The sequence below is a fragment of the Pallidibacillus thermolactis genome (genome assembly GCF_025660415.1).
Taxonomy (GTDB): domain Bacteria; phylum Bacillota; class Bacilli; order Bacillales; family Caldibacillaceae; genus Pallidibacillus; species Pallidibacillus thermolactis.
The window spans coordinates 50,592-75,121 of sequence record NZ_JAOUSE010000001.1 but is presented as its reverse complement, the minus strand read 5'-3'; the positions used below and the strand labels follow the sequence as shown (position 1 = coordinate 75,121).

The following is a 24,530-nucleotide window of genomic DNA, read 5'->3' as shown; positions in this document are numbered from 1 at the left end:
GTTACTAATATGATAATAACGTTTTAATCTCAATATCTTTTAATTTGTCACGGCCGTTTAAATAGGACAATTCAATTAAAAATGCAGCACCAACAACTTTACCGCCTAATTTTTCAACTAATTTCTTCGTTGCTTCTATTGTACCACCCGTAGCGAGCAAGTCGTCAATGATTAAAACTCGTTGGCCAGGTTTAACTGCATCCTTATGAATGGTAAGCGTATTTGTGCCATATTCCAGCGCATAATCCACTTGAATCGTTTCACGAGGTAATTTGCCTGGTTTACGTACCGGAGCAAAACCAACACCTAATGCATAAGCAACCGGACAACCAATAATAAATCCGCGTGCTTCAGGTCCTACAACAATATCAATTTCTTTTTCTTTGGCATATTCCACAATCTGATCTGTTGCATAACGAAATGCTTCTCCATCCGCCATTAAAGGAGTAATATCTTTGAAGCTAATTCCTTTTGAAGGGTAATCCTCTACAATCGCGATATATTTTTCTAAATCCATGTGTTTTCCTCCTCAATATTCACTTGTTTTATAAATTGATCAAACCACTTTTTTAATTCACTATAGGTTGAATAAAGTAAAGTTTTTTCCAATTCCATATGTTCAATTCTTCGTTTATAGGTTGTTGAATCCGTCAAATTACGTTTTTGTGGTGATTGGACAATCGACACAACGCCATTATCCATTTTAACAAACTCTAAATCAAAAAACACTTGTGTCATAAATTTTATTGCTTCAATGGATAAACCACTGAATTTGGCTAAGTCATGTCCCCTATTTTGAATATCGAAAGTTTCTTGTTTTCGTAAAAAAGAATAATACCATTTAAAATGTTCTCGTTTCGGCATTGTACTGAATAGCGCAGTATCTTCTTGATAAAAATATGCATAAATGCGTGAGATACTTTTATTTGAAAGAAGGGTTTCTAGATACATTGAATTTGGTGGTAAATCGACAAGAACAAGATGGGTGTTTTGAATAACGGCATCTTTTGCTTCATCCATTGTCGAAATCAAAAGGACATCTTTTAAATAAGGCGCCAAATTTAATTTTCCAATGGATTCCTCTTGAAAAACAATAAACTTGCAATTTTCTTTTGGTAATTTATCTACCCATTGTTCTATTTTACGATGGCCACGGTAATCAAATAACTGCCATTCGTTAATTTGGATATCTTTTACTAATACTTGCGGTTTCCGAATATGATTCCACTCGTTTATGTCTAACTCTCCAATTAAAGAAACATTGGCTAATGGTGAAATGTGATCGGCTAATTCTCCTAAATTAAATCCGATTCCATCGACCTCCACTGAATGATTAGCCATTGTCATTTTCAAATGTTTTCCGTCACTCCCAACAGAACGAATATTAGGAAGTTGAACATCTTTCACCATGATGATTGGTTTAGGATTATCTGTACCAAAGGGGGCTAATCGTTCCATCTGCTCAATAGTTTCTAAGTTGATCTCATTCAATGATATAACACCATCAATTTCAGTTTCTAGGATAAAATCTTCTGGTGTTAATTGTTCTTTTGCTAATGTATTTAATCTCTGTCGAAGTTTATCGACATCTTCTATTTTTAACGTCATTCCAGCTGCCATCTTATGGCCACCAAAATGAGGTAAAAGATCACGACATTTACTTAAATTTTCGAACAAATCAAATCTAGGAATACTTCGAGCAGAACCTTTGGCAAGTCCGGTTGTGTAGTCATATGAAAAAACGAGGGCAGGCTTTGAAAAAGTTTCAACTAAACGGGAAGCAACAATTCCTATAACACCTGGATGCCAATTTTCTTTTCCTAAAACAATGATTTGATCGTCTTTGTATTTTTCGTTCTCAGTAAACTCGGCAATCGCTTCCTTTGCTATTTCATCAACAATCGATTGCCTTTGTTTATTTAAATCATTAATTTCCTGAGCAATGGCAAATGCTTCCTCAGGATCTTCTGTTAAAAACAAATGAACACCAAGATCCGCATGTTCTAATCTTCCTGGTGCATTAATGCGCGGTGCAAGCGTAAACCCGATGGTCATTTCATTAACATGATGTATATCGGCACCAGCTACTTTTAACAATGCTTTTAAACCGAGATTTTGACAGGAAGGGATCAATTTTAATCCCTTTTGAACTAATAAACGATTCTCATCCTTTAGCGAAACTAGATCTCCAACTGTGCCAATTGCAACAAATGGTAACAGTTCTTCAGATACTTCTCCTAATAAAGCAGTAGCTAATTTAAAAGCCACACCAACCCCTGCTAATTCTTGAAAGGGATATATGGAGTTCGGTCGCTTCGGATGGATAATGGCCAAACAATCTGGAAGCTCTGGACCTGGTTCATGATGGTCCGTAATAATCAAGTCTAATCCAATTTCTTTAGCAACATTGGCTTCATGTATACCAGCAATTCCGTTGTCAACAGTAACGATTAAGTCTGTACCTTGATCCTTTAAAAAACGAAATGCTTCTTCATTTGGACCATACCCTTCAGTAAATCGATTCGGAATATAGAAATCAACATTTGCACCAAGCTTTTTCAGTGTCGATAACAAAACATACGTACTTGTTACACCGTCGGCATCATAATCTCCATATACCGTAATTTTTTCTTTATTCCGAATTGCCTGATTAATTCTTTCAATAGCAATATGCATATCTTCTAATAAAAAAGGATCATAACATTCACCATTATGAAATAAAAAAGACTTTGCTTCTTCTACCGTTTCAATGCCACGATTCACTAATAATCTCGCAACTAGAGGTGTTAAATTTAGTTCGTTCACGAAATGATTAATATTTACTTCATGATCTTGACGAATCTTCCAGTGCGTTTTAGACTGCAACATAACGTTTCACCTCTCAACCTGTCTATTATACAAAAGAGCTAGCAGATATTCAATGTATGGATTCTTTTTAACAAAAAGAAGACTGATTTTATCATAAAAATCGTATTCAAACAGCATACAAAAATGGAAAAAGGACCTAAAACAAGGTCCTTTTACAAACAACTATATTGGATTCAAACTTGAGGCTCATCGCCTGCAAACTTTTTCTTTTCTGTATAAGTAATTAATACACCCTTTTTCTTTAATTCTTTTCCTTTCCAGACAAGCCATAATTGGGCTGCGATGAATATGGAAGAATACACCCCTACAACAAGACCAATAAACATAGCTAAAGAGAAATTCGTAATCGCTTCACTACCGAACAACAGTAAGAAAACAACTGGTAAAAGTGTCGATAAAGATGTATTGATGGAACGTGTCATGACTTGACGCAACGACTTGTTAACAATTTCTTCTAGCACATGATATTCACGAATCTTTTTATGCTTCCGTAAATGATCACGCATACGGTCAAAAGTCACAATTGTATCATTGATCGAAAAGCCAATAACGGTCAATACAGCAGCTATGAAGTTCAAGTCAACTTCTAATCGAGTAATACTGAAAACAGCTACCATAAAGAATGCATCATGAATTAAGGCGAGTACAGCAGCCAAACCCATTCTCCATTCAAAACGGAGTGCAACGTATATACTGATACCAACAAATGCAATCGCTACCGACGTCATACCATTTTTAGCAATCTCTTTACCGACCGTTGGTGTTACAACACTAATATTCGGATCTACTCCATACTTATCTAGAAAATAAGCTTTCATATCATTGATTTCGTCTTGTTCCAATGTCCCTTTATAACGGGCAGTCGCTCTATCATGGTCTTCTCCAGAAATAACAATATCATCGGTCTCAACATCGAATTTTGCAAGTTCGTTTTTCACTTCTTCTGTTGTTATTTCCGAATCAGACATAATTTCAATCCGGGTACCACTTGTAAAATCGATTGATAAATTCAATTTAAAGATAATGAGTAAAACGAGCCCGGCTAAAAGTAGGACACCTGATGCTGTAAAGTATTTCGACTTATGTTTGACAAAATCAATTTTATCAAATTTCGTCGTTAATTCTGTTGTTTCAAGACCTTCTTTTAATTCATGAATCTCCGATGGTTTTACACCGAATAAACGTAATTTCCTATCAAATAGACGACTATGAACAAGGAATCCGAGAAGAAATCTAGATACATACACATTCGTAATAAAGCTTAATAGGATACTGACAATTAACATTGTCGCAAAACCTTTAATTGAGCTTTCACCATAAACATATAACACAATGGCGGCAATTAAAGTCGTAATTTGTGCGTCAAATATTGTAATAAAAGAAGATTTATTTGCTTCTTTAAAGGCGGCCTGAAGGGATCTACCAACACGCAATTCTTCTTTAAGCCGTTCATAAGAAATGATATTTGCATCCACAGCCATACCAATTCCTAATACTAAAGCAGCGATTCCCGGCAATGTCAAAACAGCGTTTAAGCCTTCATATACGAATAAAATTAACCATATGTATACTGTTAGTGCAATGACGGCTACTAAACCTGGTAATCGGTAGTAGAAAAGCATGAATAGGAAAATAGCGGCAATACCGATAATACCAGCGAAAACCGTTTTTTGTAATGCATCAACACCAAATTGGGCACCGACAGAGGTTGAATATATTTCTGTAAGTTTCACCGGTAAAGAACCTGCATTTAAGAGATTTGCTAAGTTTTGTGCCTCTTCAACCGTAAAGTCCCCTGTGATTTGAACTTCTGTACTGCGAATAACCTCCGTTACCGCCGGTGCAGAAATATATTTGGGGTTTTCCTTAGTAATTTCTTTAGCAAAAGAATCTTCATTTTCATTAAAGTCTAACCAAATGACCATCACATTGTTTGATTGTTGAAGGACATGTTTCGTTGCTTCGGCAAATTTGTCGGCATCCTTTAATTGAAGAGTGACAATCGGTCTGTTTGTTTGGTCAAAAGCTTGTTTTGCACCGCCTTCGACAAGGTCAGACCCATTTAATAATTCTTTATCATTGGCATCTCGAAATGTAAGTTCTGCCGTTGTCGATAACATTTTTCTTGCTTGTTGTTGATCTTCCACTCCAGCCAGTTGCACACGGATGCGATTTCCTTCTTCTATTTCAATCCTTGGTTCACTGACGCCAAGTGCATTAATTCGTCGATCTAGTGCATCAGCTGTACTTGCTAACGTGTTACTATTGATTTGATCGCCTTCATTTAATGGACTGACTTCATACAGAACCTCAAAACCACCTTGTAAATCCAAACCCAGTTTTACATCACTAACGATATCTTTAATTGTCAATCCAATTAATGCAGCAAATGCGAATATGATTAGAACAAAAGATAGAATTCGATTCTTTTTTACCATTAAAAATCCTCCTTAAAAGAGAACACCCTGAGATGAAAAGATAAAATATAAATTCAAAACTTACTTATGTTGTCTTTCTTATAAACAAGACCTAGAAATAAGAGAGAACTCATTTAGTTTATAAAAGCAACGAAATGAAGTAGTCCTTTTATTTAATAGCTTAAGTAAATCGAATAAATTCATTATGAAACAGTATGTTTTCACTGTCAATTTTTTTTAGGGTTTAATAATGCTTGTAAGTCATTCATCCCTTCTTCTGAAAACCAATCTGGTCCTTTTAAATGCTCTACCGTTTGAAAGGTCATAATATCGCTCACTCTTAAAGAAAGAATGTCACTTACAAGCTCATATAAATGAATATTTTCCTTTGGTTTTGCCCATTTTTTCATGATCAAAAATTCCCACAAGCGATCCGTTGTTAATTCGGTATACTCGTATATTGCAAATTCATCAACTTTGGATTGCAAGACAATCTCCAGCTCTGGCCGAAATTTTGTATAAGGGTGCTCCATTACCTTCATAATCCTCCTTTAATATAAAAAAATCCAATGAAACGATAACTAATTTTCATTATAACGCGCTTGTCCAAGCAAGAAAAACAAGTCTGTAAATTCTTACAAATTTAGTCATGGTTTGTCCTACTATTCGCATATATATCATTGTAAAGGAAAAATACGGATTTGAGAAGGCTGGGAAATAAATGTCAAAATTTTTGAAAGGAACGTTAATCCTTTTATTTGCTGGATTAATCACGAGAATTTTAGGCTTTATTAATCGAATATTAATTGCCCGTTTTATTGGAGAAGAAGGTGTAGGGTTATATATGATGGCCTATCCGACGTTTATTTTAGTCGTAACCCTTACACAAATGGGTTTACCTGTAGCCATTTCGAAGCGGGTGGCTGAAGCCGAAGCATTAGGGGATTCAAGAAAAATAAAGAAGATTTTAGTCGTATCGCTTGTTACCACTTTAACCTTGTCCATTATTTTTACACCATTATTATTATTTGGAGCACCCATTCTTGCAAAAACGATCTTTACGGATGAACGAATTGTCTATCCAATTATTGCTATAGCACCGGTGATTCCAATTATTGCGGTAAGTTCAATCATACGAGGTTATTTCCAAGGTAAACAAAACATGAAGCCTTCAGCCTACTCCCAATTAATAGAACAGTTCATTCGAATCATATTTATCGCTATCTTAACAAGAATCGCCTTACCTTATGGAATTGAATTTGCAGCAGCGGCTGTAATGGTTGCAACCATTATCGGTGAACTTGCTTCATTTATTTATTTAATCACCATGTTCAAACTAAGGAAAGCCTTCCCTCTAAGAAAGAACTTTTTTAAAAGTTTAACAAGTACCCGTCCAATTTTTAAAGAATTAATGACCATTGCCATTCCTACAACCGGGAGTCGTATGATTGGATCGTTATCTTGGTTCTTAGAACCAATTGTTGTCACACAAGCTTTAGCACTTTCCGGTTTATCAGCAGTTATGGCAACAAAACAATATGGCGCTTTAACAGGACTTGCTTTACCTCTATTATTTTTACCGTCTTTTATTACTTTTGCCTTAAGTACAGCCCTTATTCCAGCCATATCAGAAGCCGTTTCAGTAAAAAATTTTGCATCAGCTGAAAAACGGATCCAACAAGCTTTAAAATTTTGTGTCATAACCGGTGCACTACCAATCGTAATTTTATATATTTTAGCAGAGCCGTTCATGACGATCCTGTACAACTCAACAAGCGGTGTCATATTTATTAAAATCATTGCACCATTTATTATATTAAGTTACATACAATCACCGCTACAAGCAGTTTTACAAGCTTTAGATTTAGCAAGTGCTGCAATGATCAATAGTTTAATTGGTGCTGTTGTTAAACTAATCCTCATGTTCACACTTGCTTCAAATCCGACCTTTGGTATTAATGGTGTAGCGATTGGAATTATTGTTGGTTTTGTGCTCGTTACGTTACTGCATTATGCAACCATATTAAAAGTCATTCCTCTAACTTTTTACGCAACATATTACTTCAAAATTTTACTCGTCACAATTATAACAGGGATTGCCGGTACCTATATTTACGCAAACTTTACAGAACAAACTTCCATCTTAATGGCTGTTTTCCTAACAGCTTTAGTCATGGCCATCATTTTTATACTGATATCTTTACTATTAAAAGTTGTCAACATAAAAGATATAAATAAAGCAATATCATTCATTTTCCCTCACAAAAGATAAAAATAGGGGCTGACATTGGACAGCCCTTAATCTTCATTTTTTTCATCGAAGAAGTCAATATATAACTCACCATTCTGGTAACTACAAAAAGAAATGTTTTTTATATCGATAATCCCTTTTTTAGCAAGTTCCGTTAGAAGCCATTCTTTTGACAAATTTAATTCGTTTAACTTTTCTTCTTGGATTTTGCCTTCTAAAATTAATGGAATCGTAACCCCTTTGTCTTTTTCATATTCAAAGACTGATAACTTCCCTGTTGGTTCCAAAATTGCATATTCAACATCTTTAATATTACGAATATTTTTTTCTCGAAGTTGCATTAACAAGTCATAAAAATTATATCGTTGCTTTTTCATTTCTCTTTCATCAATTTTCCCCTTTTTTATAATCATTGAGGGCTCCCCATCAACAAGTTTTCGAAACTTACGACTTTTTAAGGATATAAATGAAAATAGAATTTGGATGATGACAAGAAGCATAATGGGAAGTATATATTTTAATAATGGTTCTTCATTTTTTTCTAATGCTAATGCAGCCATTTCAGCAATTAAAACCGAAACAACCAAGTCTACAACCCCTAGTTCACCGATTTCCCTCTTTCCCATTAAACGGAATACAATCGTGATCACTATATATAAAATAAACGTTCGAATGAGAATCGTTAAATACATGTTCAACAAAATCTCCTCCTATCACCCCATATTTTGCCTTGAATTCTAGTTTTTATGCTCTTAAGAATTTTATATTTAGAAAATAAAGTGATGTTCAAAATGATGAAATATTATATCTTTTTAAATTTTTCTATTCTAAACAAGCCGACTCGTGAATATGCTTGTACTGAAGCAAGATAATCGAGTAGCAATGCTCTCATATATAAAATGAATGGATGATGATATGAGTGGGTTTAGGGGGAGAGAAAATGAATACGAGTAAAATAACAAGTTCTGTATTAATTGGTTTGGGGGTCATTTACGTCGTTGCAGCCCTTTTTAGTTTCATTTTTTCACTAATTTTGAAGTTTACTTCTGCCCAAGAAGATCAGTTAAGTTTAATTATTACAATCATATCTTTTATTGCCTTATTTATGGGCGGACTTGTTGCTGGCGGACGAGCGAAAGAAAAAGGATGGCTTTTAGGAGGGTTAACAGGGCTACTCTATACGGTCATTAATTTTCTTTTCCAATATTTAGGATATGATACTATTTTCACCACTCAGCAATGGATCTACTATATGTGTTTCACGTTAACAGCAGTTATGGGCGGTATTTTGGGAGTGAATATGTTTAGTAGTCCGACAAGGGAATCTTAGAACACTAATCAAGGAAATAGTTGTTGTAAAGATAAATAAAGGAGGCTACCGTTTTCGATAGCCTCCTATTTTAGGATTAATTTTCGTTTGCTTTTTCTATAACGTCGCGAATAGCACCACGTTCATATGTAAGACGACTTCCATCACCGCACTTAATGACAACAGTTCCTTCATCAAGCGCATCGATATAGCCGTGTAAACCACCAATTGTTACAACTTTGTCTCCTTTTTCAAGACTTGCTTGCATTTGGCGGATTTTTTTCTGTTGTTTTTGTTGCGGACGAATTAATAGGAAATAGAAAATCGCAAACATGACAATAAGCATAATAATACTGTATGCTGATTGACTCACTTATTTCACCCCCTTAAAATTAAAAGTTTTTTGCATTTGGTTTATTAAATCCGTATTGTTCAAAAAATTCATCACGGAAATCTTGCAAGCGGTCTTCACGAATCGCTTGACGTACTTGCTCCATCAATTTTATCAAAAAATGGAGATTATGATAAGTACAAAGTCGAAATCCGAAAATTTCATTTGTATGAATCAAATGTCGGATGTATGCACGGCTATAATTCCGGCATGTATAGCAATCACAATGTTCATCTATCGGCCTGAAGTCTCGTGCATACTTTGCATTTTTTACAACTAAGCGACCCGAAGATGTCATGCAAGTACCATTTCTTGCAATACGAGTAGGTAACACACAATCAAACATATCAATTCCACGGATGGCACCGTCGATAAGTGAATCTGGAGAGCCGACTCCCATTAAATAACGAGGTTTATTTTCAGGAAGTAAAGGGGTCGTAAATTCTAATACCCGATTCATTTCTTCTTTCGGTTCACCAACCGAAAGTCCTCCAACCGCATAACCCGGAAAATCAAGTGATATCAAGTCCCTCGCACTCTGTTTTCGTAAATCTTCATTTCCACCGCCTTGAACAATACCAAATAAGGCTTGATCATGTGATCTAGAATGGGCCTTTAAGCATCGTTCTGCCCAACGAGAAGTTCGCTCAACGGATTGTTTCATATAATTATAATCCGCATCGAAAGGAGGACACTCATCGAAAGCCATCATAATATCTGCACCGAGTGCGTTTTGGATTTCTGTCGCTTTTTCAGGTGATAAAAAGAGTTTCTCACCACTCAAATGGTTACGGAAGTGAACTCCCTCTTCTTCAATTTTACGAAATTGACTCAAGCTAAACACTTGAAATCCGCCAGAATCCGTTAAGATTGCTTGATCCCAGTTCATAAATTTATGAAGGCCACCAGCTTCCCGAACAATTTCATGTCCCGGACGGAGCCATAAATGGTATGTATTACTTAAAATTACACCGGCACCTAATTCTTTCAGTTCCTCAGGCGACATTGTTTTCACTGTCGCAAGGGTTCCCACAGGCATGAACATCGGTGTTTCATATGAGCCATGGGGCGTATGTAAAATGCCTAATCTTGCACCGGTTTGCTTGTCCTTTTTGATTAATTCATAACGAATAGCAGCCAAATTTTGCTACCCCTTTCAGCTGTATAACTTTAATCTTTTTTACACAAATAATAAAAAATTATAGACACCAACTCATTATCTCTTATTCTTGACATTGATGCAACATTTTTAAAACAATTAACGAATAAACATTGCATCACCAAAGCTAAAGAAACGATAACGTTCTTTTACAGCAATGTGATAGGCACGTAATATATTTTCTCTGCCCGCTAAAGCACTCACGAGCATAACGAGAGAAGATTTAGGTAAATGAAAATTCGTGATTAATCCATCAATTGCTCGCCATTGATATCCGGGATATATAAATATATCCGTCCAACCGCTTTCACCAACAAATCTACCATTATGACGATTGGCAATCGTTTCTAGGGTTCGGGTGGAAGTAGTTCCTACCGAGATAATTCTGCCGCCGTTTTTACGAACTTCATTTAATTGTTCAGCGGTCTCTTCAGACATATGGTAAAACTCGGCATGCATTTCATGTTCCTCTATATTTTCACTGCTGACAGGACGAAAAGTACCGAGTCCCACATGCAACGTTACAAACACAGTTTTTACACCTTTTGCACGAATTTCATCCAATAACTCTTCTGTAAAATGCAGACCTGCTGTTGGTGCTGCAGCCGAACCAATCTCCTTGGCAAACACAGTCTGATAACGGTCTGGATTATCTAATTGTTCATGAATATACGGTGGTAACGGCATTTCACCTAGCTCGTCTAAAATCTCATAAAAAATGCCGTCATAGGAAAATTGAAAGATTCGCCCACCATGTTCTAATGTGTCGATACATTTCGCCTTCAATTTTCCTTCACCAAAATCAATAACCGTCCCAACTTTCACCCTTTTTGCTGGTTTTACTAACGTTTCCCACTGATCTCCTTCTAATTGTTTTAATAAAAGAATCTCAACATGGGCACCTGTTTCTTCTTTTATGCCGAATAATCTAGCAGGCATTACTTTCGTATTATTTAATACTAAGCAATCACCAGCATTCAAATAATGAACGATGTCTTTAAATTTTCGATGCTCAATCTCTCCTGAATTTTTATCTAACACCATCAGGCGACTACTTGAACGATCTTCAAGCGGGGTTTGTGCAATTAATTCTTCAGGTAATGTAAAGTCAAAGTCTTTTAATTTCATATATCCACCAACTTCTATTTAAATCTACCTACAATATAAAATATTAACGAAAGAACAATACTTAATACGATACAAGTTACGATCGGAAAATAAAAGGTTGTATTTCCCTTTTCAATAACAATATCACCAGGTAATTTTCCGATTTTCGTAAATTGCATGAGTAAACCTACGACAAATATAATACCACCTAACACCATTAACAATTTCCCAAAACCTGTCACTTTTTTGGCACCTCCATTTGAAAATGGTTGTAAACCGCATGTGTGACAACACGTCCCCTAGGCGTTCGTTGCAAAAAGCCGATTTGCAATAAATAAGGTTCATATACATCCTCAATTGTTCCAGCTTCTTCTCCAATCGTAGCAGCTATCGTCTCCAACCCAACGGGTCCACCGTTAAATTTTTCAATGATCGTCTTTAATAATTTATGATCGATATGGTCTAATCCTAATTGATCAACTTGCATTAAATCGAGTGCTTCAGTAGAAAGCTCTACGGTAATTCTACCATCCCCTTTTACTTGGGCAAAATCCCGAACACGTTTGAGAAGTCGATTGGCAATTCGAGGTGTTCCACGAGATCGCAAGGCTATTTCGCTTGCTGCTTCATCATCTATTTCCGTTTCCAATACTTGTGCAGTACGTAAAATAATTTCTTTCAATTCATCTGCCGTGTAATATTCGAGTCGACTTAAAACACCAAAACGATCTCGTAATGGCGCAGATAAGGCACCTGCTCTTGTTGTTGCACCTACTAGGGTAAAAGGAGGTAAATCAATGCGAATGGATCGAGCACTTTCACCTTTCCCGACAACAATATCAAGACAAAAATCTTCCATTGCCGGATATAATATTTCTTCGATCGAACGAGGAAGTCGATGAATTTCATCTATAAACAATACATCTGCCGGTTTAACACTCGTTAATATGGCAGCTAAATCACCAGGTCGTTCAATCGCAGGACCTGAAGTCATTCGAAGACTCCCTCCCATTTCGTTGGCAATAATTTGTGCTAGTGTCGTTTTCCCTAAGCCTGGCGGTCCATATAACAAAACATGGTCTAATGTTTCCTTCCTCATTTTTGCCGCTTCAATAAAAATGTGCAAATTGTGCTTTACTTGTTCTTGTCCGATATATTGATCAAATGAATGGGGGCGCAAATGCTGTTCCAACGATAAATCTTCTGAATCTGCATGATCAGATATTATTCGTTCTGACAATGAAAATCCCCCCTAACTGTTTGATAATTTTTTTAATGCTAATTTAATATATTCATTTGTTGTTAATTTTTCATTGGCCAGTCCATTTTTTATCCGATTAATTTCTCTAGACGAATAGCCGAGAGCCTCAAGAGCAAGTAAAGCTTCTTCCAACTCACGATTTTTTTCTATATGTTGAGTTGTCTCAGACTTCTCAGGAAAGTCATGCAGAAACTCGTGTAATTTCCCCTTTAAATCTAAAATAATTTGTTGTGCTGTTTTTTTACCAACACCTGGAAATGTCGTTAAAAATTTATAATTTTCCTCTTCAATCGCATGAGCAATTGTATTAGGTTTACCGGAAGCCAAGATAGCCAGTGCCCCTTTTGGACCGATCCCTGAAACATTAATCAGTTTGATAAAAAACGCTTTTGTTTCTAAATTCTTAAATCCGTATAAAATTTGTGCATCTTCCCGTACATGCAAATACGTATAAACTTTTTGGATTTCCCCGTCCATTGTAAAAAGATAAGGATTTGGTGTAAAAATTTGATAACCGATCCCGTTATTTTCCACAACGATGTATTGTGGACTGACATATTCAACCGTTCCGATAATATATTCATACAACGTGTTCTCTCTCCTTTAACTGTTATCATTTTACCATACGATGTACATGTTATGGTCTAAATGACTGTTATACCTTTAAGCGTTATTCATCTTTTTTTCTATTCGTGAAAAAAATTCGTCCGCTGCACTATAACCTTGGTTTGTTAAATACCAGTTATTGGCTGCTGCTTCGATAAGCCCCGCTATATCTCGACCTGGATGAACTTGAATTTCAACATGAGGAACTTTTACCCCTAAATATTCCGTATATTTGGGTTCAAGGATTAAATCATTATGTAATTCTTTCTCTTCCCACTTCATTAGTTCAATATCAAGGGCAATTCTTGTCTCCTCCTGGAACGACTTGCGACCAAACATACGAACAATATTTAATAAACCGATACTTCTTAACGCAAGAAATTCCTTATTTACTTCATTATGGGTTCCGATAATCGTTTTCGAATTAATTTTTTTCAAGACGACAACATCATCAGCAATAAGACGATGTCCTTTGCCAAGTAGAGTATGGGCGGTTTCACTTTTTCCAATCCCGGATGAACCTCGAATTAAAATACCTAGGCCGTACACATTCATACAAACTCCATGAATGGTCACTTCCGGAGCTAATTTATTTGTTAAATACCCATTTAATTTATCAATGAATTCCGAGCTCGGTTCTTCCGTTCGTAATAAAGGTATCCCTTCCTCATTGCAATACTGTGTTAAATATTGCAACCCTTCCTGACCGCTTGTTACGATAAAGCATGGCGGATGATATTTTACTACATTCCCGATTCTTTTCCTTCGTTCTTCATGACTAAATTGATGTAAGTAAGTCACTTCTTTCCGCCCTAAAATTTGAATGTTTTCTTGTGGGAAATATTCAAAGTAACCGGTAAACTCAAGTCCAGGTCGATATGTTCTTGCTTTCGTTACTTTCTTATCTAAATTTTTCTCGCCTGCAAGAACTTCAAGTGAAAAAGTTTTAACTAAATTTTCAATCGTGATGTACTTCATTGTGCATTTTCCTTTCCACGCAATTTGGAAATCAATGGTAGTCATTCGAAGGGTTTTTATTTGAGGTGTTAAAGTGACTTAGTATTTTTTATTGCCTCGATGATTGATCGTTTATATAACCTAGACTATTTTACCATATTAAAAAAACTTTTCGAAGCAATATTGAAATTACAGGATTGGAATTCCTCTAAGACATAAAAAAATTGCACTACATAACCATGCAAAAAATGGCTATATCGTGCAATTTTACGGAAAAGAATCTACGAAATTTGTAGGTTATTGTGAGGCTGTTTTCTTATATTGTTTAAAGGTATTAAAGATATGTTGAAAATTTTCCTTAGATTGAACGGGAATGCCCTTTTTTAATTGCTCACGTTGGATGTTTTTTAATTTTTCTAAGTCAATTTGATAGAATGAGCGAATCTTGTTGTTGTTTTCCGGCTTACCATAAAAAACGGTTAACATCCCTTCATCCGTGAGACCAAAATAACCATTTGCCTTCAATACTGGTGAAATATCATTAATTTCTTTTTCAAAAATAATGTGATCGACATTAATCTCAACTAAATGCCAATCTTTATATTCATTCCACAACTGTTCAATATCATTGACATCCTCTTTTATTACTTCTCCGGTAACTTCACCGTCAATATATAGTAATTGTAATTTGAATTGAAGCTCATCAAGTTCTTGTTGTTCAATATTCGTTCCATTTTCAGCGTGTACCTTAATTGTACCTTTCTTAAAAACAAACAAATCTAATATTGCTAGTATGATGAGGACAATCATAATGAATATTCGAATCTTCATATTGATTTTTCTCACCCTTATCAATGTATTTACACTTCTTTATTAATTTTTCCTAATTCATTAAATTAAAACCTGTAAATTTATTTTTCACACTTAAGATAAACCCTATTAAAAAAGCAAGCGGATGAACACTTGTTCATCCGCTCATACTTACAAATTTTAGCTTCATTTTTCTTTTATTCACCGTCTTCATCATAATCGTCTTCAGGTCTGTACTGATTAAATGGATAGTTTATATCCATACCTTGAACTTGCCCATTTGACATCGGACCAAAATAAGGAGTTGTACCGTACATCGTTTGTGGCATTTGATTACTATACATCAGTCCATCCCCTTGTTGTTGCATTGGCATACCGCCCATCATATCTGGAGTTACAAAACCTCCTGTCGGAAATTGTAAATGTGACGGTTGTGACGTTGTCTCTGGACCATACGTTCCTACTAGTTGATGAGATCCGCAACCACAATCAGACTGTTGCGTCATTGGATACATTGGCTGTTGCATTGGATAATGCGGCATCATTGTAGGATACATAGGTTGCAAACCCCATTGCGGCATTCCTCCTGGGTTCATATCGTTCATATCATAAGCACCTTGGACCTGTGACATAGGCAGTTGGGCCGTATCATAATCGTTCTGATCATCGTTGTTATAATCATTATTGTCATAATCATCATACATTGGTTGTACATTCATTTGATTTTGCGGCTGTTGCCACATCGATTGATCTCCAGTATTTGAACTATACATCCCTTCATTGGTCGGTGTTTGCTGATACATCATAGAAGGATCGTATGTTGCCATCTCTTGACCCATTTGGGGTTGCATCATTTGCGGATATACTCCTCCCATAAATGGCTGATGACCACCCCATCCATGAGCATATCCTATCGGATAACACGGTATTGGCATACATGGTAATCCTGAACCAGGAAGTACTGGTGTGATCGGATAGCATGGTTGACATGGCATTGGTTGAACGTACATTTGCGGCTGAACAGGGGCAACAGGTTCTTCTTTGACAGGTTCTTCTTTTATTGGTTCTTCCTTAGGTATTTCTGGCAGTTCAGGAACTTCTAGGATTGGTTGTACAGGTTGTGGTGCAGGCTGTTGTTGCTCGATATTCATTTTTTGCATGTTTAATAAATAATAATTATTAATGTCAATCTCTGGTATGATTGGTTGAGGTGGTTTAGGCATATAAATTGGTTTAGGTACTTCTTTCTTCACTGGTTTCGGTACTTCTTTTTTCGTTTCCTTTGGCTGTTCTTTCACTGGTTGTTGTTCTACGGGCATAACAGGTGTTTCTTTTTGGGCAAAAGGTTGTTCTGCCATCGGCATCTCTTTTTTTACAGAGCCGCTTTTCGTTGGAACTTTTATTTTCATACCTGGCATAATCATATCTGGATTGGATAAATGTGAATTCATGCTTTTTAATTGTTCAAAATCAACACCGTATTTTTGGGCTATTTTCCAAAGCGTATCTCCCTTTTGGACAATATGAATCCTCACTCAATTTCCCTCCTAATTTTCTGTCGTTCTTATTGTATGAAAGAGTGGGCAAATTGCTAATCATTCTCGTAAAAACTTATGATAAAAAATGCTATTTTATGTGAGTTTGTGAGGGAAATATATACATAATCAAAAACTCTTTTACTTCTTAATATATAAAAAAGGACATCCTTGATAACCAAGTTTCATACTTGTTATCAAAAGGATGTCCTTAAACTGCCTATTATTCAATAAATTCAAATTCAAAATCTAATAATCGGACTGTGTCGCCATCTTGTGCGCCACGTTTCCGTAATGCTTCATCTACTCCCATACCACGCAATTGACGCGCAAATCGACGGACAGATTCATCATGGGTAAAGTCGGTCATTTTAAATAATTTTTCGATCTTCTCGCCACTTAGTACAAAAGCACCATCTGGATCACGAGTAATGATGAAATCTTCTTTTTCTTTTTCATATTTATAAACAACACGGTTAATGGTATCATTTTCCTCATCGGTATGTAACGGAAACTCAGGAGTTTTTTCTAATGTATCGGCAACTGCATAAAGTAATTCTCGAATCCCTTGTCTTGTTGCTGCTGATATTGGAAATATTGGAATATCTTCTTCTAATTGCTCCTTAAATTTTTTCAAGTTTTCCTCTGCATCAGGCATATCCATTTTATTAGCAGCGATAATCATCGGACGCTCGGTCAGACGCATATGATATTCTTTCAATTCATTATTAATTGTAACAAAATCTTGATAAGGGTCCCGTCCCTCAACAGATGCCATATCAATGACATGAATGATTACTCTCGTCCGTTCAATATGTCGTAAAAATTGAAGTCCTAGTCCTGCTCCTTGATGTGCTCCTTCAATTAAACCTGGTAAATCGGCCATAACAAAACTTCGGCCATCATCAGTTTCAACAACTCCTAGATTCGGTACAATCGTTGTAAAATGATAATCGGCAATTTTTGGTTTGGCACTCGTTACGACTGATAAAAGGGTAGACTTTCCAACACTTGGAAATCCGACTAGCCCAACATCGGCTAATAATTTTAACTCCATCACAATATAACGTTCTTGACCAGGTTCACCATTTTCTGCAATTTCCGGAGCTGGATTTCTAGGAGTTGCAAACCTGATGTTTCCGCGACCACCGCGTCCTCCTTTGGCAATGATCGCACGTTCACCATGTCTTGTAAGATCAGCAATAATCTCACCTGTATCCTCATCGCGTACAACCGTACCAGGCGGAACTTTTACAACTAAATCCTTCGCACCACGTCCATGTTGACTTTTCGGTTTTCCATTCTCTCCTCGCGGTGCTTTAAAGTGACGTTGATAACGGAAGTCCATTAATGTGCGAAGACCTTCATCGACTTCGAAAACAACATCGGCCCCTTTTCCACCGTCACCACCGGCAGGTCCACCTTTTGCAACGTACTTTTCTCGGCGAAAAGCGACCATCCCATTGCCACCATCGCCACCTTTTACATAAACTTTGACTTGATCGACAAACATTCTGTCTTTCTCCTTCCGTTATTTTAGGAATAAAATTTTCCTAAATGATATATGCCCCATTTATATTCTAGGCTTTAATTCAAAGGAAAAAGCTTCATCATTTACATGAATATTATTGATTTGACACAAGTTGTTTTTCTCTTGTAAATAACATAAAATCTGCTTTTTTTCTTTTAGTATGCCATAAAATTCAATAATGAAACTTACCTTTTCTTCATATATGTTGATTGTGATATTTAATTCGTTTTCTTCTTCATCGAACGCATATTCATTCAATAATTTGAAAAATGTATCAAACCATTGTGTAATGAAATGGTCATTTATATTTTTTAATTCACCTTCGCCAATAACTTCATAATTTAAAACAAAAGAAGGACTTTCCCAATTATATGTAATCAATAGTAAAGCTAATTTTGGCAGATTAATGGAAGAAAGTTTGCTTTCTTGATCGGTTGAAAGAATAATATGATCAATAATTTCTTTTACTTTTTCCGTTTTCCCCAAGGCTTGATATCCTTTGATTAATTGTAAACGATTTAACCAGTCATGACGAACATGACGTAAAAGTTCGATTGGCTCCCATTTCCTCATATCCTACTCCCCATTTACACACATTTCACGGGTATAGTATAACATATATCGACAGGAAACTTGACACTTTTTACTAACCTTTGATAAGACTTGGAACAAAATATGATTGTAAGACGAAAAAAACTCTAACCAAAGTTGGCTAGAGTTTTTTATGCAGAAGAAACTAATTTTTACGCTTCTTGTGCTACTGGGTAAACACTAACTTTTTTACGGTCACGTCCATAACGCTCGAAACGTACGATACCGTCTGTAGTAGCAAATAATGTATCATCGCCACCACGTTTTACGTTTTCACCTGGGTAGATTTTTGTTCCACGTTGACGGTATAAAATAGAACCGCTAGTTACGAATTGACCGTCTGCACGTTTTGCACCAAGACGTTTCGCAATAGAGTCACGACCGTTCTTTGTAGAACCTACCCCTTTTTTAGACGCGAAGAACTGAAGATCTAGTCTTAACATTCGTTCCACCTCCTATTATTTGAAGGTTATTTTAATATAATCACTGTAACTTTCTTCAATAGTTTGAAGAGATACAATCATTCCGGAAAGAAGAAGCTGAACTTTTTCTTCCTCTTCAGCAGGTAAATCTTTTGGTACTTCACAATATAAATATCCGCCCTCTCCACCTTGTTCCACAGTCGGAATACAACTGGTAAGAGCTTCAACGGCATTGATTGCACCAAAAGTAACTGCTGAAACACCTGCACAAACAATATCAGAACCGTACATATCAAAATTAGCATGTCCTTCAACAGTGAAGGAGCTAATTTGTCCATCGTCTTTTCTAACGATTGTTACGTTTATCATCGTTAATCGCCTTAGCCTTGGATTTTTTCAATAACTACTTTTGTATATGGCTGGCGATGACCTTGTTTTTTGTGGTAGTTCTTTTTAGGTTTGTATTTGTAAACAATGATTTTCTTTTGTTTACCATGTTTTTCAACTTTACCCGTAACAGTTGCACCTTCTACGTAAGGAGCACCTACTTTTACGTTATCGCCACCAACGAACAATACTTTATCAAAAGTAACAGTTTCGCCATCAGCAACGTCTAATTTTTCAACGTAAATTGTTTGGCCTTCTTCAACTTTTAGTTGTTTACCACCAGTTTCGATAATTGCGTACATCTCTGCACCTCCTCATAATCTAAGACTCGCCGTAATTCGGTGTTTTGGCAATGCCAAAATCTTAAAACCTAATACGAGCGGTTGTAGCACGGGTGCTACAAACAATAACACAAAGAATATACCATATTTACCATGGTCATGTCAATCATACTTTTTGATTTCAGCCTGCTTTGTTAATATGGAGATCTTTGATCGATTTACTTTGTTAGGAAATATCATTAAATTAAGCCTCAAATCTTTTTATGTGATAATGCGGTCGGGAAAATAAAATGGGTTGGAATGTAATCTTGAACAATAACGTTTCTTCTAATCGTTTTAGATGCTCCTTATGTTCTCCTGAAAAATATGCCACAACGTCTTCTGTCGCTTCAATAATAACTTCTGAATAATCTCCATCCTTATATTCCCACAACTCCCTTTCCAATTGAAAAGCAACGGTTGCAGGTGATGTTACGAACCCTGTACCGTAACAAGTTGGACATTGATTTAAAAGTTTGTCTTGAAGGCTCGGTTTCGCCCTTTTTCTTGATATTTCTAGTATACCGAGAGCTGTGAATCCATAAATAATCGTTCGTTCTTGATCTTTTTCAAATTCCTTTTTTAATAATTGGATTAATGCGACACGATCGTTCTCCTCTTTTACATTAATAAAATCAATAAAGATATTGCCTCCAATATTACGCAAGCGAATTTGTCTAGCAATTTCGATTGCTGCAAGCCGGTTTGTTTCCATAACTGCCATCTCTTTTTCAAGACTTCCGGTAAATTTTGCTGTATTCACATCAATAATGGTAAAGGCTTCTGATTGTTCGATCACGATATTGGCCCCATTTTTTAGCCAAACCATTTTTTTCGTTAACGATTCCAATTCTTTTTGTAACAAATAATGGGTTACAATATTTTCTTTTTCTTTATAGTATCTCACTGGAATGGAGTTCTTTAATTCTTTCTTTACATGCTGCACGATTGTCATATCATCACAAATGATTTCATCTACCTTTTCAAGTTGTAAAAAGGACTGAATTTCATCGAGGAGTGAATCATGAACCAATAACGCTGATGGTGCTTTTTGCTTTTGTGCTAAACCTTTTATTGCATTCCATTTTTCTTTTAGTTGAATATATTGATCTAACAACTCGTTCTCATGACAATCACTGGCATTTGTCCGGATAATGAACCCTTCGGAACCTTGTTTATATCTATATCCCCATTCTTTTAACCTTGTTCGCTCCTTTTGAGGTAATTTTTTAGATACGGCAACATAGTTTCCAAAAGGCATATAAACAAGGGTTGGACTTGCAATTTCAATATTCCCGGTGATGCGATAATATTTTTTATCCGATTCATCCTTTTGCACTTGAACAATCATTTTTTCACCTTGACGAATAACCTCGCGAATGGAAACATCCTTTTGCTTATTTTCTTGGAAAAGATAGGCTGGTACTTGTGTAACATGTAAATATCCTTTCTTGCCTTTTCCAAAGTTCACAAAAGCAGCATTCAGACTAGGAACGACCCGTTCCACGATGCCAAGATAGATGTTTCCAACAAGGGATTTGCCTTCAGGTTGCTCAATATATACGTGCTGGATCGAACCTGCTTTTTCCATTATGATTCTTTTCTCTGATTCTCTAGCATTGATTATCATTTTTGTCATTGGTATCTTCAATCTCTTTCATCATTGTATTTACCTATAATATATCAAATCTTTAATCCCGGTGGTATGACTTTGATTTTCAAAATAACGTTTCAGAATTTGTGTCTCCGGTATAGTTCCGATTTCTTTCCCATTATCAAAAACGATAATCGTATGATACATGCCTCGATAAAAACGGCTAACAACTTGTTGGATGGATTCCTTAGCTTGTACACGTAATGTTTTCACCTTTTTATATGTATATTTATCATGTGTTGATTTTTCAATTAAAAAACGCATAAATAGAAAGGTTCGATTTTTCCAATCATAATAAAGCGAATGGATTAAAAAAACAATGATGACCCAACCACTTATATGAAAAGGGGAAAGCAATAAAATAGCTAAACTATAAACACATAAAAAGAAGCTCGAAAATAGAATCCCTTTTTTAAAGGCCTGTTGGAATGGATAAAAATAAGATAAAGCTAATGACATTAGTTTTCCGCCATCAAGGGGTAAAATGGGCAACCCATTAAATATCAAAATCATAAAATTGTACTCAAGAAAAAGAGAATAATCTTTGAAGGAAAGAATATTGATTTGATACAAAAAAAAGGCGAGCGCCACCATCCAAATATGTTGTAAGGGACCAGCGATAGTCACTATAAATTCTTCTTTCATCGGCCGATTCCCATATTCATCTAGTTCCAACGCTCCACCAAAGGGTAAAAGAAAAATTTGTTTTATTCGCCAATTGTAATACATTGCTGCTACGGCATGACCTAATTCATGAAAAAATACAATGATAAATAAGAAGAGTAATTCATAAAAGCGTGCCGTCATAATTGCTGCTGCGATGACAATCCAAAATACCGGATGAATATGAATCCGTGTGAAAAGTTGCAACCACCTATTCAAATTTAATCACCTGTACTGGGTCAATAAATTTTTCTCCTTGTTTAATGGCAAAGTAAAATTCACCACTATGTTCATCTTCTGAAGTTCGGACTGTACCGATCCTCTCCCCTGCCTTTACTTTGTCATATACTTTTACTTCGATTTCGCCTAATTTTCCATACCACGTTTCCGTGTTATCTGCATGCTGAATAATCACTGTATGACCATAATCTTCTTTCACACCAGCAAAAATAACGGTACCGTCTTGAATTGAATCAACGCCTGCCCCTTGCACCGTTTGAATGACTACACCATTGTTTTCCGTATCAAAGCTTTCTAATATTACACCTGTTGCCGGCACTGCGTATTCTTCTACCATATCTGTATTCGCATCTTCATTTTTCAGCGGAAACAATGCTAAAGGTTGACCAAACGTTTTTTCATACCAATCGGAAATTGCTGCGAATTGAAATTCTGTATTCATGACCGTATGAACTGCCTGACGAACGGGTTCAAATTGAGGCGAAGGCATTTTAAAGGAAATCGCGACGACTAAGACGAGGATGGCAGAAAACAAGAATTTAAATAGAAAAATGTCCCGATTAAATAAAGGATGGTGACCATTTTTCATTCCATTTGGTGAAGAAACCCAAGTAAAATCATGACTTTCCTCGTAATCTGGATAAACGACTTGATGTTTGCTGAGATTTGTTTTCATTCCAGATTCAGATAGCCGTTGCCCCGTTTTCTTTCGCTTTTGAATGCGTTTAAGGATTTCCTTTCTTCTTCTATTCGACATAACATCAGTCCTTTTAATGACTTCTCTTTGTATTCCAATGTATGACTTGTCCATCTCGAGTATGACAACTAGATTAAATTTTGAATTTAAGTTCAAAAAAGTCGCAACAAAACAACCTCATAAGTTTAGTTGAACTGGGACAAAATGTATGTATGAATGAGGAAAGGAGTGAAGAAATTGACAAAAAAATTTAATCGGGGAAGTGCAAATCAAAATGCTCCTGAATTACATGGAAAAACACCGATAAGTGGCGATAATAGTAAAGGGAATAAAAGAAATATAAAAAAACAAACCGATAAAACGGCAGATGAATAAATTTCTGGGGATTTCTCATGTCACTGAGTTTGCTTGAGAATCCCTATTCTTTAAGGAGTGATTTGATGCCGGATATTCAATTAGAACCGTATCGTATCCGTTGTTACAGTGAATACGATGTCTTGAAAAAAGTCATTCTCTGCCAACCTCAATATATGTCCATTCGAAATGTAATCAATGAAACACAAAAACATTTTATTGATGAAGGAATCAACAATGAGAAAGCGATAGAACAACATAATAATTTTGTAAACATATTAAAAGAACATCATATTGAAGTATTCTTACTTCCCTATCATCGAAAATTTCCTGAGCAAGTTTTTACAAGGGATATTGGTTTTGTCATCGGTGAAACAATTTTTGTTGCTGATATGGCAAGTGAAGTACGTGAAGGAGAGGAATTAGTTTTACAGCGTTGGCTCGAGGATGAAGAAATTTCCTATTACAATATAAAAAGGCATCGGATCGAAGGTGGAGATGTTCTCATTGACCAAGACCGAGTCTATATCGGAATGAGCGACCGGACGAATCAGGCAGCCATTCAGCATTTACAAAATTTATTATATAACCGATTCGACGTTATTCACATTGATTTTGAAGATCAATATTTACATTTAGACTGTGTATTTAATATCGTATCAAAAGAGGTTGCCTTAGTTTATCCGAAAGCAATAAATAAAGAAGATATGAAAAAAATCTATGACCGTTATGAAATCATTGAAATATCTGAGGAAGAACAGTTTACATTAGGAACAAATGTACTTTCCATTGGCAATAAAAAAATTATTTCTCTTCCAAATAATAAAAAAGTAAATGAGGAACTAAGCAAGCGTGGATTTGACATTATTGAAGTAGATATATCGGAAATTATTAAATCCGGAGGATCCTTTCGCTGTTGTACGTTACCCATTGAACGAGAACATCATCCGTAAAAAAGGGCCACCTATGGTCCTTTTTTTTGGCAGAACTCATATCAATA

General features: G+C 35.9%; 26 protein-coding genes and 1 other annotated feature. Of the genes, 4 read left to right on the top strand and 22 right to left on the bottom strand.

Features of this window, described 5'->3' with window-relative positions; translation table 11 throughout:
* Positions 1–4 precede the first annotated feature (4 nt).
* The 4 genes from OEV82_RS00360 to OEV82_RS00345 all read right to left on the bottom strand — a co-directional run bounded on the left by OEV82_RS00360 (position 5) and on the right by OEV82_RS00345 (position 5,827).
* Complete coding sequence (locus OEV82_RS00360) at positions 5–517, bottom strand: adenine phosphoribosyltransferase (RefSeq protein ID WP_173658592.1); 513 nt, start codon at positions 515–517, stop codon at positions 5–7.
* Positions 508–2,868: a single-stranded-DNA-specific exonuclease RecJ gene (recJ, locus tag OEV82_RS00355; protein ID WP_263060646.1), complete on the bottom strand. Its 2,361-nt coding sequence runs from the start codon at positions 2,866–2,868 to the stop codon at positions 508–510. The genes OEV82_RS00360 and recJ overlap by 10 nt, the downstream gene beginning before the upstream one ends.
* Positions 2,869–3,041: 173 nt before the next feature.
* On the bottom strand, positions 3,042–5,306 hold the full coding sequence (gene secDF, locus OEV82_RS00350; RefSeq protein ID WP_263060645.1) for a protein translocase subunit SecDF: 2,265 nt from the start codon (positions 5,304–5,306) through the stop codon (positions 3,042–3,044).
* Positions 5,307–5,512: 206 nt separating this feature from the next.
* Positions 5,513–5,827, bottom strand: a complete 315-nt coding sequence (locus OEV82_RS00345; RefSeq protein WP_263060644.1) for a post-transcriptional regulator — start codon at positions 5,825–5,827, stop codon at positions 5,513–5,515.
* 179 nt (positions 5,828–6,006) lie between these two features.
* Between OEV82_RS00345 and spoVB the strand changes: the two genes are divergently transcribed.
* The gene (spoVB, locus tag OEV82_RS00340; protein ID WP_263060643.1) at positions 6,007–7,557 is read left to right on the top strand and encodes a stage V sporulation protein B; all 1,551 of its coding nucleotides are present in this window, start codon (positions 6,007–6,009) and stop codon (positions 7,555–7,557) included.
* Between the two features lie 26 nt (positions 7,558–7,583).
* Here spoVB and OEV82_RS00335 read toward each other — a convergent pair whose 3' ends face one another.
* Positions 7,584–8,234, bottom strand: coding sequence for a DUF421 domain-containing protein (locus OEV82_RS00335; protein WP_407672710.1), 651 nt, complete (start codon positions 8,232–8,234; stop codon positions 7,584–7,586).
* A gap of 242 nt (positions 8,235–8,476) precedes the next feature.
* Between OEV82_RS00335 and OEV82_RS00330 the strand changes: the two genes are divergently transcribed.
* Positions 8,477–8,866, top strand: coding sequence for a TIGR04086 family membrane protein (locus tag OEV82_RS00330; RefSeq protein ID WP_173660056.1), 390 nt, complete (start codon positions 8,477–8,479; stop codon positions 8,864–8,866).
* A gap of 76 nt (positions 8,867–8,942) precedes the next feature.
* On the opposite strand, the gene yajC is transcribed toward OEV82_RS00330, so the two are convergent.
* The 17 genes from yajC to OEV82_RS00245 all read right to left on the bottom strand — a co-directional run bounded on the left by yajC (position 8,943) and on the right by OEV82_RS00245 (position 23,236).
* A complete protein-coding gene (gene yajC / locus OEV82_RS00325) occupies positions 8,943–9,191 on the bottom strand; it encodes a preprotein translocase subunit YajC (protein WP_173660070.1) in 249 nt (82 codons plus the stop codon).
* Between the two features lie 46 nt (positions 9,192–9,237).
* The gene (tgt, locus tag OEV82_RS00320; RefSeq protein ID WP_173660058.1) at positions 9,238–10,377 is read right to left on the bottom strand and encodes a tRNA guanosine(34) transglycosylase Tgt; all 1,140 of its coding nucleotides are present in this window, start codon (positions 10,375–10,377) and stop codon (positions 9,238–9,240) included.
* Between the two features lie 117 nt (positions 10,378–10,494).
* Positions 10,495–11,523: a tRNA preQ1(34) S-adenosylmethionine ribosyltransferase-isomerase QueA gene (gene queA, locus OEV82_RS00315; RefSeq protein ID WP_173660060.1), complete on the bottom strand. Its 1,029-nt coding sequence runs from the start codon at positions 11,521–11,523 to the stop codon at positions 10,495–10,497.
* Between the two features lie 14 nt (positions 11,524–11,537).
* Positions 11,538–11,744 carry a DUF2905 domain-containing protein gene (locus OEV82_RS00310; RefSeq protein WP_263060642.1) on the bottom strand — a complete coding sequence of 69 codons (207 nt, stop codon included), beginning with the start codon at positions 11,742–11,744 and terminating at the stop codon, positions 11,538–11,540.
* A complete protein-coding gene (gene ruvB, locus OEV82_RS00305; protein ID WP_263060641.1) occupies positions 11,741–12,742 on the bottom strand; it encodes a Holliday junction branch migration DNA helicase RuvB in 1,002 nt (333 codons plus the stop codon). Before ruvB ends, OEV82_RS00310 begins: the two co-directional genes overlap by 4 nt.
* Positions 12,743–12,754: 12 nt before the next feature.
* Positions 12,755–13,351: a Holliday junction branch migration protein RuvA gene (gene ruvA / locus OEV82_RS00300; RefSeq protein WP_173660064.1), complete on the bottom strand. Its 597-nt coding sequence runs from the start codon at positions 13,349–13,351 to the stop codon at positions 12,755–12,757.
* A gap of 75 nt (positions 13,352–13,426) precedes the next feature.
* Positions 13,427–14,347, bottom strand: coding sequence for an HPr(Ser) kinase/phosphatase (gene hprK / locus OEV82_RS00295; RefSeq protein ID WP_263060639.1), 921 nt, complete (start codon positions 14,345–14,347; stop codon positions 13,427–13,429).
* A 276-nt stretch (positions 14,348–14,623) separates the two neighbouring features.
* Positions 14,624–15,157: a BofC C-terminal domain-containing protein gene (locus OEV82_RS00290; RefSeq protein WP_173658444.1), complete on the bottom strand. Its 534-nt coding sequence runs from the start codon at positions 15,155–15,157 to the stop codon at positions 14,624–14,626.
* Positions 15,158–15,333: 176 nt separating this feature from the next.
* Positions 15,334–16,671: a SafA/ExsA family spore coat assembly protein gene (gene safA / locus OEV82_RS00285; RefSeq protein ID WP_263060638.1), complete on the bottom strand. Its 1,338-nt coding sequence runs from the start codon at positions 16,669–16,671 to the stop codon at positions 15,334–15,336.
* Between the two features lie 223 nt (positions 16,672–16,894).
* A complete protein-coding gene (gene obgE, locus OEV82_RS00280) occupies positions 16,895–18,184 on the bottom strand; it encodes a GTPase ObgE (RefSeq protein WP_263060637.1) in 1,290 nt (429 codons plus the stop codon).
* A gap of 60 nt (positions 18,185–18,244) precedes the next feature.
* On the bottom strand, positions 18,245–18,775 hold the full coding sequence (locus OEV82_RS00275; protein ID WP_263060636.1) for a sporulation initiation phosphotransferase B: 531 nt from the start codon (positions 18,773–18,775) through the stop codon (positions 18,245–18,247).
* A gap of 170 nt (positions 18,776–18,945) precedes the next feature.
* Positions 18,946–19,236: a 50S ribosomal protein L27 gene (rpmA, locus tag OEV82_RS00270; protein ID WP_173658517.1), complete on the bottom strand. Its 291-nt coding sequence runs from the start codon at positions 19,234–19,236 to the stop codon at positions 18,946–18,948.
* 15 nt (positions 19,237–19,251) lie between these two features.
* Positions 19,252–19,584, bottom strand: coding sequence for a ribosomal-processing cysteine protease Prp (locus OEV82_RS00265; protein WP_173658518.1), 333 nt, complete (start codon positions 19,582–19,584; stop codon positions 19,252–19,254).
* Between the two features lie 11 nt (positions 19,585–19,595).
* Positions 19,596–19,904, bottom strand: a complete 309-nt coding sequence (gene rplU, locus OEV82_RS00260; RefSeq protein WP_173658519.1) for a 50S ribosomal protein L21 — start codon at positions 19,902–19,904, stop codon at positions 19,596–19,598.
* A gap of 12 nt (positions 19,905–19,916) precedes the next feature.
* Positions 19,917–19,997: a sequence feature (ribosomal protein L21 leader region), on the bottom strand.
* A 130-nt stretch (positions 19,998–20,127) separates the two neighbouring features.
* A complete protein-coding gene (locus OEV82_RS00255) occupies positions 20,128–21,561 on the bottom strand; it encodes an Rne/Rng family ribonuclease (protein WP_263060635.1) in 1,434 nt (477 codons plus the stop codon).
* A gap of 30 nt (positions 21,562–21,591) precedes the next feature.
* A complete protein-coding gene (locus OEV82_RS00250) occupies positions 21,592–22,458 on the bottom strand; it encodes a M50 family metallopeptidase (RefSeq protein WP_173658521.1) in 867 nt (288 codons plus the stop codon).
* Positions 22,451–23,236, bottom strand: a complete 786-nt coding sequence (locus OEV82_RS00245; protein ID WP_263060634.1) for a M23 family metallopeptidase — start codon at positions 23,234–23,236, stop codon at positions 22,451–22,453. The genes OEV82_RS00250 and OEV82_RS00245 overlap by 8 nt, the downstream gene beginning before the upstream one ends.
* 177 nt (positions 23,237–23,413) lie before the next feature.
* Here OEV82_RS00245 and OEV82_RS00240 point away from each other — a divergent pair, with 177 nt between their 5' ends.
* The gene (locus OEV82_RS00240) at positions 23,414–23,551 is read left to right on the top strand and encodes a hypothetical protein (RefSeq protein WP_263060633.1); all 138 of its coding nucleotides are present in this window, start codon (positions 23,414–23,416) and stop codon (positions 23,549–23,551) included.
* A 65-nt stretch (positions 23,552–23,616) separates the two neighbouring features.
* Positions 23,617–24,483: a dimethylarginine dimethylaminohydrolase family protein gene (locus OEV82_RS00235; protein ID WP_173658524.1), complete on the top strand. Its 867-nt coding sequence runs from the start codon at positions 23,617–23,619 to the stop codon at positions 24,481–24,483.
* The last annotated feature ends 47 nt before the right edge of the window (positions 24,484–24,530 follow it).

Excerpts from the sequence above, each read along its gene's own strand:
- OEV82_RS00360 (WP_173658592.1), bottom strand. The coding sequence starts at position 517 with ATGGATTTAGAAAAATATATCGCGATTGTAGAGGATTACCCTTCAAAA.
- recJ (WP_263060646.1), bottom strand. The coding sequence starts at position 2,868 with ATGTTGCAGTCTAAAACGCACTGGAAGATTCGTCAAGATCATGAAGTA.
- secDF (WP_263060645.1), bottom strand. The coding sequence starts at position 5,306 with ATGGTAAAAAAGAATCGAATTCTATCTTTTGTTCTAATCATATTCGCA.
- OEV82_RS00345 (WP_263060644.1), bottom strand. The coding sequence starts at position 5,827 with ATGAAGGTAATGGAGCACCCTTATACAAAATTTCGGCCAGAGCTGGAG.
- spoVB (WP_263060643.1), top strand. The coding sequence starts at position 6,007 with ATGTCAAAATTTTTGAAAGGAACGTTAATCCTTTTATTTGCTGGATTA.
- OEV82_RS00330 (WP_173660056.1), top strand. The coding sequence starts at position 8,477 with ATGAATACGAGTAAAATAACAAGTTCTGTATTAATTGGTTTGGGGGTC.
- yajC (WP_173660070.1), bottom strand. The coding sequence starts at position 9,191 with ATGCTTATTGTCATGTTTGCGATTTTCTATTTCCTATTAATTCGTCCG.
- queA (WP_173660060.1), bottom strand. The coding sequence starts at position 11,523 with ATGAAATTAAAAGACTTTGACTTTACATTACCTGAAGAATTAATTGCA.
- hprK (WP_263060639.1), bottom strand. The coding sequence starts at position 14,347 with ATGAAGTACATCACGATTGAAAATTTAGTTAAAACTTTTTCACTTGAA.
- OEV82_RS00290 (WP_173658444.1), bottom strand. The coding sequence starts at position 15,157 with ATGAAGATTCGAATATTCATTATGATTGTCCTCATCATACTAGCAATA.
- obgE (WP_263060637.1), bottom strand. The coding sequence starts at position 18,184 with ATGTTTGTCGATCAAGTCAAAGTTTATGTAAAAGGTGGCGATGGTGGC.
- OEV82_RS00275 (WP_263060636.1), bottom strand. The coding sequence starts at position 18,775 with ATGAGGAAATGGGAGCCAATCGAACTTTTACGTCATGTTCGTCATGAC.
- rpmA (WP_173658517.1), bottom strand. The coding sequence starts at position 19,236 with ATGTTAAGACTAGATCTTCAGTTCTTCGCGTCTAAAAAAGGGGTAGGT.
- OEV82_RS00265 (WP_173658518.1), bottom strand. The coding sequence starts at position 19,584 with ATGATAAACGTAACAATCGTTAGAAAAGACGATGGACAAATTAGCTCC.
- rplU (WP_173658519.1), bottom strand. The coding sequence starts at position 19,904 with ATGTACGCAATTATCGAAACTGGTGGTAAACAACTAAAAGTTGAAGAA.
- OEV82_RS00255 (WP_263060635.1), bottom strand. The coding sequence starts at position 21,561 with ATGACAAAAATGATAATCAATGCTAGAGAATCAGAGAAAAGAATCATA.
- OEV82_RS00245 (WP_263060634.1), bottom strand. The coding sequence starts at position 23,236 with ATGTCGAATAGAAGAAGAAAGGAAATCCTTAAACGCATTCAAAAGCGA.
- OEV82_RS00235 (WP_173658524.1), top strand. The coding sequence starts at position 23,617 with ATGCCGGATATTCAATTAGAACCGTATCGTATCCGTTGTTACAGTGAA.